We start from the raw sequence: 12708 nt of genomic DNA on the forward strand, positions 1-12708 counted from the left end.
AATATAGTTCACTTATTAACCATTTATCGACAGTTATTCAATTTAGTTGAGTTTTTGATATTTTTTTATAAAAAGTCGGTTGCATTTTCCTCAAAATGAGCATAATTTGAATAATAACTCTAAATCAGAGCAAAAAATTAAAAGAAGCGAACCTGAAAATGACTACAACAATTTGGCATCATCATCATTTACCAACGAAATAGTTTTCAGCTGATTTCGCTGGAGATTATTGTAATAGTCTCCTAAGCACAGCATTGCAAACCCCGGAGGCTACACCTTCGGGGTTTTTTACATTTTAACGATTTAAATAAAAATATTTTGGGACACCAACATGACTGACAAATCTAGACTCCGTATAGCAGTACAAAAAAAGGCCGATTGAGTGACGAATCACTGAAATTACTTAAAGCAATTGGCGTAAAATTGTCGATCCGAGATAGATTGCTCATCGCTCATTCAACCAACCTACCTATCGACTTATTACTTGTCCGTGATGATGATATTCCAGGTTTGGTGATGGATGGTATTGCTGACCTCGGATTCATTGGTGAAAACGAGCTTGAAGAAAAAATGTTAGAACGTGAAGCTGCAAATGAACCGGCTGATTACAAACTACTTAAACGTCTCGAATACGGCGGATGTCGTTTATCAATTGCTGTTCCAAACGAATTTGAATACGAAGGCCTTTCATCATTTGAAGGAACAAGTATCGCAACAACTTACCCACAGCTTCTAAAACGATTTTTACAAAAAAATAACATCGCAGCACAGCCAGTAATGTTAACGGGTTCAGTAGAAGTAGCCCCTCGTGCTGGTATCGCCGACGCAATATGTGACCTCGTTTCTACCGGTGCAACTCTAGATGCTAATGGATTATACGAAGCGATTGAAATATTTAAATCAAAAGCAGTTTTGATCCAAAAACAAGAAACCTTGTCTGCTGATAAACAACAATTGATCGATACTTTACTGCCGCGCATCAACGGCGTTATGCAAGCGAAAGAATCAAAATACATCATGTTACACGCGCCAAAAAACAAGTTAGAGCAAGTTAAGGCTTTATTACTAAGGTGTTGAAAACCCAACTGTTTTACCTTTATCTGGGAATGACGACCAAGTGGCTATTCACGTTGTTAGTAAAGAAAATCTATTCTGGGAAACGATGGAAAACCTAAAAGATTTAGGCTGTACGTCGATTTTAGTTATGCCAATTGAAAAAATGATGGGCTAATTTATGATTACATGGCAGTCACTGTCGTCGTCGCAGCAATTACAGGTGTTAGAACGCCCTGTAATTGCAGGTCGCCAAGGGTTAACTTCGACAGTACAGGACATTATAAAACAAGTACGAACTCAAGGCGACGCAGCGTTATTGGCGTTGGCAGAAAAGTTTGATGGCATTACCTTGCCACAGCTTAAATTGACTGACCAACAAAAACAAAAAACGCTGACCTTATTATCACCAGAAGCAAAAGCAGCAATTGATTTAGCTTACAACAACATTAAGCAATTTCACCAAGCACAAGTGGCACAAGATATTAGTATCACGACTAGTGAAGGTGTGAATTGTCAGCTAATCAATCGCCCTATTGCTGCGGTCGGACTATATGTTCCAGGTGGCAGCGCGCCACTTCCATCAACGGTTTTAATGTTAGGTGTCCCGTCGCAAATATCAGGTTGTAAACGGGTGGTTTTGTTTACTCCAGCGGACACAAGACCAGAAAATTACGGCAGTATTACACCAGAAATATTGTACGCGGCGGAAATTTGTGGTGTCGATGAAATCTATTTATCAGGCGGCGCACAGGCGATTGCTGCAATGGCTTATGGAACGGAGTCAGTCAAAAAAGTAGATAAGATTTTTGGTCCAGGTAATAGTTTTGTTACAGAAGCAAAACAGCAAGTGAGTTTAGACCCTGCTGGTGCGGCAATCGATATGCCAGCTGGCCCGTCAGAGGTCCTTGTGATTGCCGATAAAAATGCTAACCCAGAATTTATCGCAGCAGACTTGTTGTCTCAGGCTGAACACGGTCCTGACTCGCAAGTTATTTTAGTCGCAGATGACGTGAACGTAATTAACGAAACTGCAGCGGCAATCGAACGACAACTTGCCGTTTTGACAAGAGCCGACATTGCCCGAAAAGCACTAGCTAATAGTCAGCTTATTTTAACTGAATCACTTGATCAAAGCATTGAGATCAGCAATAGATATGCACCTGAACACTTAATAGTTCAAACAGATAATGCGACGGAATTATTACCACTGCTCGACAATGCCGCTTCTATCTTTTTAGGGGCCTACACACCTGAAAGTGCTGGTGATTATGCGAGTGGCACTAATCATGTATTGCCAACATATGGCTATTCTAAAGTACTTAGCTCGTTAAACCTTAGCAGATTTTAATCGTAAATTCACCGTGCAAACAGTCACTGAGACAGGTATTAAAAATATCGGTCCAGCTATTATGACATTAGCGAATGCTGAAGGTCTTGATGCCCATAGAAATGCCGTAAAAGTGCGACTAGATGCATTAACTGCAGGAGCGGACAATGACAACTAATATTGATAACTTAGTTAGTGAACTGATTCGCCCAGAGTTGAAGACTCTAAAACCTTATGAGTCAGCTAGACGTTTGTTCTCAATGGCAAATGCCGGTGAAGTCGATACCGTTTGGCTAAATGCTAACGAAAATCCTTCAGTCCCAGAGATCTCAATAAACCCAGCCCTCTATAACCGTTATCCAGATTTTCAGCCTGAGCCGCTAATTGCCGCTTATGCTGAATACGCTGGGGTTGAAACCAATCAGGTATTATCAACACGTGGCGCGGACGAAAGCATCGAATTATTGATACGTACATTTTGTCGTGCCGATGGCACTGATTCGATTGTCATTTGCCCACCGACGTACGGTATGTATGCCATAAGTGCCGAAACGCACGGAGCATTAATCAAAAAAGTACCGCTAACTCCTGAGATGCAATTGGATTTACCGGCGGTTTATCAGAACTTAGAAAATACCAATATTGTTTTTGTTTGTAGTCCAAACAATCCGACCGGCAATATTATCAATCGTAATGACTTTATTGCGTTGCTTGATGAGTGCAAAAATAAATGCCTTGTAGTAGCAGATGAAGCCTACATTGAGTTTTGTCCTGAAGCGACGATGGTCGATTTACTGGTGACTTATCCAAATCTTGTTATCACACGTACGTTATCAAAAGCCTTTGGCCTTGCAGGATTACGTTGTGGTTTCACTTTGGCGGATCCAAGCGTAATTGATGCATTAAAAAAGTTATTGCACCATATCCAGTCCCTGCTCCGGTTGCCCAAATCGCAACAGATGCTTTGTCAACAAAAGGGTTAAGCTGGATGACTGAGCAAGTCACACACTTAAATAAATTACGTGACGGTTTTATTGCCCACGCCCAGCAATGGCAACTGGTCAGTCACGTGTACCCCTCTCAAACTAATTTTGTGCTATTAAAACTCAATGCCAAACTCGATGCTGCTGAGGTTTTAAATACCTTCGTAGAAAAAGGCATATTGCTGCGTAATCAATCGAAGCAATTGATGTTAGAGAACACATTACGCGTCACAATCGGCAACGAAAGCCAAATGACCGCCGTATTAAACCAATTTTTACAGGTAGAAAAAACACTATGAGCAATCAACAACGCATTTTATTTATCGACCGTGACGGTACATTAGTTGAAGAACCTTTAGTTGATAAACAACTCGATACGTTAGAAAAACTTGTTTTTGAGCCTATGGTGTTGCCTGTTTTAACGCGCTTACAAAATAAAGGTTACAAGCTTGTAATGGTTTCAAACCAAGACGGTTTGGGCACAGATGCCTTTCCACAAGAAGACTTTGACTTACCGCACGATAAAATGATGCACATTTTTGAGTCTCAAGGTGTGGTATTTCAAGATGTCTTGATCTGTCCTCATTTTGACCACCAAGATTGCAGCTGTCGTAAGCCCAAACTGGGTTTAGTAAAAGATTATTTGCAGCAAGGCAAAGTCGATTTTACTGACAGCTTTGTCATTGGAGATCGTGAAACTGATATCCAACTTGCAGAAAACATGGGTATCAAAGGCATTAAATACGACCGTGAAACTAACAACTGGTTAGCTATAGAAGCGGCGTTAACAACCCAACAACGTATCGCTGAAGTCGTAAGAACAACCTCTGAAACTGACATTCGTGTTGCGGTTAACTTAGATTCGACAGCCAAGTCTGTGATCGAAACTGGCATGGGATTTTTTGACCATATGCTAGATCAAATCGCGACTCACGGTGGTTTCCACTTAAATCTGACTACAGATGGCGATCTTCATATCGATGACCACCACAGCGTTGAGGATACGGCGCTAGCCCTTGGTCAAGCGCTGAAAGAAGCCTTAGGTGATAAACGTGGAATCGGTCGTTTTGGATTTGCATTGCCAATGGATGAATGTAAAGCAGAAGCAATTTTAGATATTTCAGGTCGTCCGCATCTAGTGTTTAAAGCTGAGTTTACCCAAGAGCGAGTTGGTGAAATGTCGACCCAAATGGTTGAACACTTCTTTTATTCTTTAGCGCAATCTATGGGGTTAACATTACACCTGTCGACAACAAAAGGAAATGCCCATCATCAAGTAGAAAGCCTATTTAAAGTATTTGGGCGTGCGCTAAGAGCAGCCCTTAAAGTAGAAGGTGATGTACTGCCCAGCTCAAAAGGAGCACTTTAATGGCCGAGCAAAAATTGTCATTATTGACACTGGCTGTGCCAATATTTCATCGGTGAAATTTGCTTTAGGGCGACTTTCAAACAATGTAGTTGTGAGTGATGATAAAGCCGTTATCAAACAAGCTGACAAGGTATTATTACCGGGTGTCGGTTCGGCATCTGCGGCGATGGCTTCAATTGCACAAAAGGAACTTATTGAATTTATTCAAGAGTTACAACAGCCTGTCTTAGGTATTTGTTTAGGTATGCAATTGATGACGACGCAATCGGAAGAAATTCCTGAAGCCATATTGTTGAAAATAAAATCGACAATATCGCCTGTTTAGATTTAATTCCAACCACTGTTTCTCGAATGAAAACGGGAAATCTGGTCCTGCCTCACATGGGCTGGAACCAAATTAATGTGGAAGGTGATAACCCTCTTTTCGCTAATATTGCCGATGGCAGCTATTTCTATTTTGTGCATAGTTTTTGTGCGCCTATTAGCGACTATACATTAGCAAGTTGTAATTACGGACAAGCGTTTTCCGCCGCGATTGGCAAAGATAATTTTTATGGTGTGCAATTCCACCCTGAACGAAGCGGCACTGCAGGTGCACAACTACTTAAAAACTTTATTGAGATGTAAACATGATCATTCCAGCAATTGACTTAATTGAAGGTTCCGTTGTCCGCCTATATCAAGGTGACTACGACCAGAAAACCGAATACAAAATTGACCCAATCGAACTTGTTGAAGATTATGCCCGTCAAGGCTCAACTTGGTTACACATCGTCGACCTTACTGGCGCAAAAGACACAGCTAAACGTCAATTGTCACTCATCAAAAAAATGGTCGACACTGGTAAAATGAAGTTTCAGACCGGCGGTGGTATTCGTACCGAAGACGACGTAAAACATTTGTTAGACGTAGGTATTAGTCGAGTTGTTATTGGTTCTTTGGCTGCAAAAGAGCCTGAGTTAGTTAAATCATGGATGCAAAAGTACGGTCCAGAACAAATCGTATTGGCGCTTGATATTAATATCAATGCAAAAGGCGAAAAAATGATAGCCACGCACGGCTGGCAAGAAGACTCAGGTGTTGAGCTAGAAGCTCTTGTGGACGATTTTTTGACTGTCGGCCTAAAGCATGTGCTTTGTACTGACATAAGCAAAGACGGGACGTTACAAGGCCCAAATCAGGCACTTTATACAGAATTAGCAGCTCAATATCCGCAAATTAGTTGGCAAGCTTCGGGTGGCATCAGCTGTATCGGTGACATTACCGCTTTAAAACCGGTACTGCGAGACTCTGGAATATCGAATGCAACGCCTTCAGGGGTTATTTTAGGACGTTCTTTATTGGAAGGTAAATTTACTGTTGAAGAAGCTATTTCAGCTTGGCAACAGTAACCCCATAACAACATGGTTTCTCTCTTATCATATTAAGTACAGTTAGTTGATTCGAGCTAAGTGTGCGCTAAGGGAGTGACCATGTTATTAAAAACAACATTTTTTCCCCTGTTTTTATTCCCCTATTAACGTCACTTTAGGTCGTCGCCGATTAATTGCTATATTTTCACATGTTGTGTTTATGCTAACGGTTTCGAACAAAAAACATTAAGATTAGTTTTAGCTATTTTGGACGTTAAAGTCCGGGCACACTAACAGGGCGTAGTCGATATTTAGCTGTAAGGAAAAAGCACAAATTGAGAAAAGATAAATTTGCGGCATTAGATGTTTGGTAAGGCGACTAAGTTTATTGTTGCCGCCCTATTTCCAAACATCACGATAAATTGGTATTCCTCTTGTTAAAGACTCACCGACTCGCGTTCTGTTTTTAATCCAAATAATTTCTTCAAAACAATTGCTGCGGGGCAAATTCCAGTAAAACTAGATTGAATTAAATTGACGCCAACAAAAACCGTAAGCCAAACAAATAAAGGCGAAACCAAATTTGTTAGAACTACGGATAATAGGATCATAAAACCTGCAAATATGTTAATTGCCTTTTCAACAGTCATTTTCAAAACCTTATATTAGTAAAATCTAATAAACAACTTTACATTAGTATTTGCTAATATACAAGAAACACTGGGCATAAAAAAACCAGCCCTCGGCTGGTTTTCATAATAAAATTTAGTTAAACGCTTAATAATGAGCTATTTGATATAAGCTTCACGTTTACCTGAAGTAGAAATATAACGCTCTCTAAGTTTGTCCTGTCTTGAATCAGTGGATGTTTCGTTACCTTCAATCCATAACATTTCGACTTTAGATGAAATTTCAAATGGGTCGCCGCTCCATAAAACCAAATTTGCAGGTTGCCCTACTTCTACAGTGCCTCCTTTAAAACCAAATATTGACGCTGGATTTTTGGTTAAGGCCGCAAGTGCGCCTTGAACCGACATACCGTATGATATTGCATTACCGGCTTCAAAACGTAGATTTTTTAGCAAGTGTGAATCGCTATTTGCAAATATAACCTTAACACCCGCTAAGTCTAATTCCCCGGCATTCTTTAGGGAACTATCTAATGAATCAAAATCACCTTAGCAGATTATCAACGCCGCCAATAATTACGGTTACATTTGCTTTTGCGAGTTGTTGTTTAACTTTTACAGCCCGCTCGCGCCAGCAATAGCGAGTTTAATACCATACTTTTCTTTCAATTTAATCAACTGCAAAATATCGCTAGGTCGTGACGCATAAGCAATCAATGGTATTTCTTTCGCTAATACCCGGTTAATGGCCGTTTCATCAACTGTCGGCTCTTTACCGTCATCCTTGCTATCATCCTTAGCCATTTTTTTAACTTGAGCGTCAAACGTGGCCGCTAATTCATTAAAATTAGACGCTCGTGAATCACTAGATGAACCGCCAAAATAAGCTACTACAGACGAGCCAACAGTTTCAACCGAATCGAACTTCGATGATAATTCAACGTTAAAGGTTAGTCCTGAAAACAGCTCACTGTTATAACCAAGGTGTAACAACGGAATGAGTAATCCCCCTTTACGTGCAAATGGAATTAGCGACGTTTCAGGGTTAAATGCAGTTGACGCATCAAATCCAGCGCCGCCCTTCTTAGGCTTCTCATCTCGTGATGTTTTCACTGCACCCACTTCAATTAGTCCCAATTGATTGAGCGACGCGATAAAGCCTAGTGTTAATATACGACCTTGGCCATCAACTGTGCGGTCGACCTCCAAACTTGGTGGATTAAAAGCGACAATTTTGCCATCTTCTAAAACGACATTAACTCCAACTAAGATACCTTTATCTGTACCGGTATAAACAGTTGTATTGGTGATTGCGACCATTTCGCTGAAAGCAGAAAAGCTCATCAACATTGCCGTGATCACTGAAATTTTGTTCATTAATTTACGTTTGTTCATGACGCTTCTCCTATTGTTGACCTAACATGAAATCGCTAACTGCTTGATATTTTTCATCATGGAGATCAAACACTTTGTCACCATCAACAAATACTTTTTCTGCTTTCGCGTAGACGCTAAATGGGTTTTTATTCCAAATAACAACATCGGCCTGTTTACCACTTTCCAATGTTCCTGTTTGGTCATCAATTCCTAACGACTTAGCTGCATTCGCTGTTATCCAAGTAATCGCTTTAGCTTCGTCAATGTCAAAACCTTGCTCTTTTGCACGGTACATAACTTTTGCAGCTTCTTGGTTCAGACGTTGAATCGTCGTATCAGAATCTGAATGAATAATCGCACAAGAGTTTTTAAATGAATCTACTACCGCTGCATTTTCTGGGATCATGTCGTAGGCTTCCATTTTGAATCCCCACCAGTCTGGCCACATCGCCGCACAAAGGTTGTTTTCTGCAAGCAAGCCTCCTATTTTGTAGGCTTCAATTGCGTGGTGGAATGTACCCGCGCTATAACCAAACTCTTTTGACATATCGACCATCATAGCCATTTCTTCTGCTTTATAGCAGTGGTTATGGATCTTAATGTCGCCTTCGAGTACCCCTTGAAGTGTGTCCATTTGAATGTTGCGAGCTGGCGCTTCAGGATTTAGTCCCGCTTCATAATCGCGTTCATATTTATCCCACGAACGTTTATATTCAACTGCCTCTGCAAATGCCATTCGATAACCCGCCATGTTCCCCATACGAGTCATAGGAGCGTCTTTGCGGCTACCATAGACACGTTTAGGGTTTTCACCACAAGCCATTTTAAGGCCATAAGGTGCATCAGGGAATTTCATCTCTTGCATCGTTGGTGCTGGCACATTTTTTAATGTAACGCCTCGACCACCAATTAAGTTTCCTGAACCTAGTAAGATTTGAAGGGATGTAATGCCACCAGCACGCGCTGCGTTAAAGCTAGGTCCTGAGGCCAAATTGAATGTTCAACCCAAACTTCGGCGGTAACAGGGTTAGTCATTTCATTGCCATCTTGATGAGACTCGACGCTAGGGCTCGGATAGGCCCCTAAATGTGAATGTACATCAATAATGCCTTGGGGTTACCCATTTGCCACGACCATTAACAATTGTTGCACTTCCGTGCTCAATATTTTCACCAACTGCTGAGATTTTACCATCTTCGATTAAAACGTCTGCGTTATCAAATCGTTCGCCAGTGCCCGTTAAAACAGTTGCACCTTTGATCAGAATCGTTAATTTGGATTTAACTTGATAAGTACTTGGATATGGATTTGGATTTATTTCAACTTTTGGGTCCTGTGGTGCATTACCGGTACACCCTGCAACAACCGCAAGTGCGGCGGCAGTAAAGCCAAATGCGATTCTACGCATAACTTCATTCCTCTAAATGGTTGTCTCACTGACATGTGTATTAACAATAATCAAAAATTTTGACATAAGCTACAAGCGCTTTACGTTAATTTGCAGGTTTTAAAGGAAATGTTGTTAAATTCACGGCGTAATTTGGGATTGACAGGTATTTTTTAGAGCCTTTGGCAATAAAAGTCGTTTTAATTGCGTAAAAGCACCATTTAGGATTGTCATCGTTCACAAGATAAACATAACCATTGTCCATTACTATCCCTTCTGCATTAAATAATGCTGGGTAACTATTTTTGGAAATATTGGTCTGCAGATGTTGTTCAGATATATTAACCGTTTTATTAAATACGATTTGCTCAGAGTCCAATTGAATCGACGCCAATACTAATTTAGACCTCTTATTTTGTTTCTCACAAATCGGATCGTTTTTATAACAAAATGACGTAATAATCGCACATTGATCATAAATATGTGTCGCATCACTTATCCTAAACCCATGCTGACTCATTTCGATATCTTGTTGTTCCCCAAATTTATTTAAAGAAATCGCAGGGCGACTCGAAAGTTCAGGTAACAATAGCAATTTTTGGCCGTCCCCTTGCCATAACATAGCTTCATATCCAAAATTGGTAGACTCTTTAATGGTTTTTCCCTAGGGTTGAAGAAACGGTAATGGTTTACTAAATGGTTTAACAACGCCTAGTTGTAACGTTTGCTTTGCCTCATCAAAATCGAGAACCGCACGATATATTTGATGAAATTGAGCATCACCGTCGTTGCCATTGTGTTCATGACTTAAAAATAGGTAGTTTTTATTGTCGCTAAATCCGATAACAATACCTTCCCAGCTAGGCTTTTTAGGAAGATCACCTGTCAACATGATTGACTTCAGCTGTAAAATCTCCGCATTTTCCTCAAATACTGAATCGACATGCTTTTTGGAAACATAAAACAACTTGTGATTTTCCTGTGACACAAATAAAAACATTGAACTCAATTTTGTCATCCCAGATATTTGATGAATTGCGGCACCTGACTCATCGCGTATTAATACACTTTTGTCTGCAGCATTTACCGATGTGATTGACAAAATCGTAACCAAAACTACAAATACTCGTCTATTTATAAGTTTTGACAAATTGTTAAACCTGTTAAAAAACATACTTTTCACATTTAGTCTTTATTCTATGGATAAGTTATATCGCATTTTAGTTAAACTTCAATGACATAAATAAAAAGCTCACCTTAAATTCTAAAATAATGGATTATTTTTGAGACAAGTTTGTATCTAATCGAAAGGATATATAGTGCAATTTCACTGACCTTTTAAAGAGTTAACTGAGGCGTGACAGGCCGATGCTTTTATTAAGAGTCTAACCAACTGAACTACCGCTCCGCAGCACATCGATTTTCATTATCAAACTGGGTAGTTATCAAATGGCGCAAAAGTTACTTAACATAAATTTAGAAATAATGGGTGAGACAGGTCGTGAGTTCCAACTGGTTAACTCGGGAGAGACAGGTAAATTATGGAATTGAATATACATCTGCTCTGATAAAACCTAGGGTGGAACGGACGAGACTCATGCTTTATAAACAAAGAGTGCGACCCCCGGCGTGACAGGCCGATGCTTTTATTAAGAGTCTAACCAACTGAACTACCGCTCCGCAGCACATCGATTTTCATTATCAAACTGGGTAGTTATCAAATGGCGCAAAAGTTACTTAAAATAAATTTAGAAATAATGGGGGAGACAGGTCGTGAGTTCCAAATGGTTAACTCGGGAGAGACAGGTAAATTATGGAATTGAATATACGTCTGCTCTGATAAAATCTGGGGCGGAACGGACGAGACTCATGCTTTATAAACAAAGAGTGCGACTATGTCGCGAGTTCCAACTGGTTAACTCGGGAGAGACAGGTAAATTATAGAATTGAATATACGTCTGCTCTTATAAAACCTGGGGCGGAACGGACGAGACTCATGCTTTATAAACAAAGAGTGCGACCCCCGGCGTGACAGGCCGATGCTTTTATTAAGAGTCTAACCAACTGAACTACCGCTCCGCAGCACATCGATTTTCATTATCAAACTGGGTAGTTATCAAATGGCGCAAAAGTTACTTAACATAAATTTAGAAATATTGGGTGAGACATGTCGTGAGTTCAATATGGTTAACTCGGGAGATACAGGTAAATTATGGAATTGAATATACATCTTGAATGGCGGAACGGACGAGACTCGAACTCGCGACCCCCGGCGTGACAGGCCGGTATTCTAACCAACTGAACTACCGCTCCGCAGCAAGTAGATTTTCATTATCAAACTGAGTAGTTATCAAATGGCGGAAAGGACAACACTCAAACTCGTTGACCCCAGTCGTGACTGGCCGTGCTTTTCACAAGAGCCGAACCAACTGAACTACCGCTCCGCAGCAAGTAGATTTTCATTATCAAACTGGGTAGTTATCAAATGGCGGAAAGGACAACACTCAAACTCGTTGACCCCAGTCGTGACTGGCCGTGCTTTTCACAAGAGCCGAACCAACTGAACTACCGCTCCGCAGCAAGTAGATTTTCATTATCAAACTGGGTAGTTATCAAATGGCGGAAAGGACAACACTCAAACTCGTTGACCCCAGTCGTGACTGGCCGTGCTTTTCACAAGAGCCGAACCAACTGAACTACCACTCCGCAGCAAGTAGATTTAAGTTTCTAAGCAAAATATAATCCCACAAAGTGAGATGGCGGAACGGACGAGACTCGAACTCGCGACCCCCGGCGTGACAGGCCGGTATTCTAACCAACTGAACTACCGCTCCGCAGCTGTAGATTTAACTCACAAACAAGAAATAATTGCAGTTGAAATCAACTATCTCCTTTATTCATCAAAGGACAAATGCCCTCATTTGAATAGTTATATAGCTATAATGTTAAGTGGCGGAACGGACGAGACTCGAACTCGCGACCCCCGGCGTGACAGGCCGGTATTCTAACCAACTGAACTACCGCTCCAGTCTTAACACTAAATCATATCAAAGTAATTGGCGGAACGGACGAGACTCGAACTCGCGACCCCCGGCGTGACAGGCCGGTATTCTAACCAACTGAACTACCGCTCCAGTTACTTCGATACATGTTGCTAAACAACGGCGCGAATATTAAAGTTTGAATCAGACCCCGTCAACAACTTTTTTCATAAATACGTTTTTTGGT

Annotated in this window: 6 protein-coding genes, 4 tRNA genes and 6 pseudogenes; 6 read left to right on the forward strand and 10 right to left on the reverse strand. The window is 40.8% G+C overall.

The window, feature by feature from the left end:
• The first annotated feature begins 331 nt into the window (after positions 1-331).
• The 6 genes and pseudogenes from hisG to hisA all read left to right on the forward strand — a co-directional run bounded on the left by hisG (position 332) and on the right by hisA (position 6126).
• Positions 332-1231 (forward strand): annotated as a pseudogene (gene hisG / locus PN838_RS04675) (ATP phosphoribosyltransferase).
• A gap of 3 nt (positions 1232-1234) precedes the next feature.
• A pseudogene (hisD, locus tag PN838_RS04680) lies at positions 1235-2561 on the forward strand (histidinol dehydrogenase).
• An 82-nt stretch (positions 2562-2643) separates the two neighbouring features.
• Positions 2644-3665, forward strand: a pseudogene (gene hisC / locus PN838_RS04685) (histidinol-phosphate transaminase).
• Positions 3662-4735 carry a bifunctional histidinol-phosphatase/imidazoleglycerol-phosphate dehydratase HisB gene (gene hisB / locus PN838_RS04690; protein ID WP_272179891.1) on the forward strand — a complete coding sequence of 358 codons (1074 nt, stop codon included), beginning with the start codon at positions 3662-3664 and terminating at the stop codon, positions 4733-4735. Before hisC ends, hisB begins: the two are co-directional and overlap by 4 nt.
• Positions 4704-5362 (forward strand): annotated as a pseudogene (hisH, locus tag PN838_RS04695) (imidazole glycerol phosphate synthase subunit HisH). The gene hisB and the pseudogene hisH overlap by 32 nt, the downstream one beginning before the upstream one ends.
• A 2-nt stretch (positions 5363-5364) precedes the next feature.
• The gene (gene hisA / locus PN838_RS04700) at positions 5365-6126 is read left to right on the forward strand and encodes a 1-(5-phosphoribosyl)-5-[(5-phosphoribosylamino)methylideneamino]imidazole-4-carboxamide isomerase (RefSeq protein ID WP_215962071.1); all 762 of its coding nucleotides are present in this window, start codon (positions 5365-5367) and stop codon (positions 6124-6126) included.
• 398 nt (positions 6127-6524) lie between these two features.
• Here hisA and PN838_RS04705 read toward each other — a convergent pair whose 3' ends face one another.
• The 10 genes and pseudogenes from PN838_RS04705 to PN838_RS04750 all read right to left on the reverse strand — a co-directional run bounded on the left by PN838_RS04705 (position 6525) and on the right by PN838_RS04750 (position 12614).
• On the reverse strand, positions 6525-6737 hold the full coding sequence (locus PN838_RS04705; RefSeq protein ID WP_272179892.1) for a YgaP family membrane protein: 213 nt from the start codon (positions 6735-6737) through the stop codon (positions 6525-6527).
• A gap of 138 nt (positions 6738-6875) precedes the next feature.
• Positions 6876-7202 (reverse strand): annotated as a pseudogene (locus PN838_RS04710) (amidohydrolase family protein); the annotation flags it as partial.
• Positions 7203-7331: 129 nt separating this feature from the next.
• Positions 7332-8111, reverse strand: a complete 780-nt coding sequence (locus PN838_RS04715) for an amidohydrolase family protein (RefSeq protein WP_272179893.1) — start codon at positions 8109-8111, stop codon at positions 7332-7334.
• A gap of 10 nt (positions 8112-8121) precedes the next feature.
• Positions 8122-9501, reverse strand: a pseudogene (locus PN838_RS04720) (amidohydrolase).
• Positions 9502-9586: 85 nt separating this feature from the next.
• Positions 9587-10102 (reverse strand): hypothetical protein, encoded by a 516-nt coding sequence (locus PN838_RS04725; protein ID WP_272179894.1) that lies wholly within the window; start codon positions 10100-10102, stop codon positions 9587-9589.
• Positions 10103-10144: 42 nt separating this feature from the next.
• Complete coding sequence (locus tag PN838_RS04730; RefSeq protein WP_272179895.1) at positions 10145-10630, reverse strand: hypothetical protein; 486 nt, start codon at positions 10628-10630, stop codon at positions 10145-10147.
• A 1086-nt stretch (positions 10631-11716) separates the two neighbouring features.
• A tRNA-Asp gene (locus tag PN838_RS04735) sits at positions 11717-11793 on the reverse strand.
• A gap of 444 nt (positions 11794-12237) precedes the next feature.
• Positions 12238-12314 (reverse strand) — tRNA-Asp (locus PN838_RS04740).
• Between the two features lie 116 nt (positions 12315-12430).
• Positions 12431-12507, reverse strand: a tRNA-Asp gene (locus PN838_RS04745).
• 30 nt (positions 12508-12537) lie between these two features.
• A tRNA-Asp gene (locus PN838_RS04750) sits at positions 12538-12614 on the reverse strand.
• Positions 12615-12708 lie beyond the last annotated feature (94 nt).

Origin of the sequence: Psychrosphaera algicola (genome assembly GCF_028401425.1) — a bacterium.
In the GTDB taxonomy this organism is placed as follows: domain Bacteria; phylum Pseudomonadota; class Gammaproteobacteria; order Enterobacterales; family Alteromonadaceae; genus Psychrosphaera; species Psychrosphaera algicola.

Bases quoted from the DNA above. Each gene is read 5' to 3' on its own strand.
- hisB (WP_272179891.1), top strand. From the start codon at position 3,662: ATGAGCAATCAACAACGCATTTTATTTATCGACCGTGACGGTACATTA.
- hisA (WP_215962071.1), top strand. From the start codon at position 5,365: ATGATCATTCCAGCAATTGACTTAATTGAAGGTTCCGTTGTCCGCCTA.
- PN838_RS04705 (WP_272179892.1), bottom strand. From the start codon at position 6,737: ATGACTGTTGAAAAGGCAATTAACATATTTGCAGGTTTTATGATCCTA.
- PN838_RS04715 (WP_272179893.1), bottom strand. From the start codon at position 8,111: ATGAACAAACGTAAATTAATGAACAAAATTTCAGTGATCACGGCAATG.
- PN838_RS04725 (WP_272179894.1), bottom strand. From the start codon at position 10,102: ATGTTATGGCAAGGGGACGGCCAAAAATTGCTATTGTTACCTGAACTT.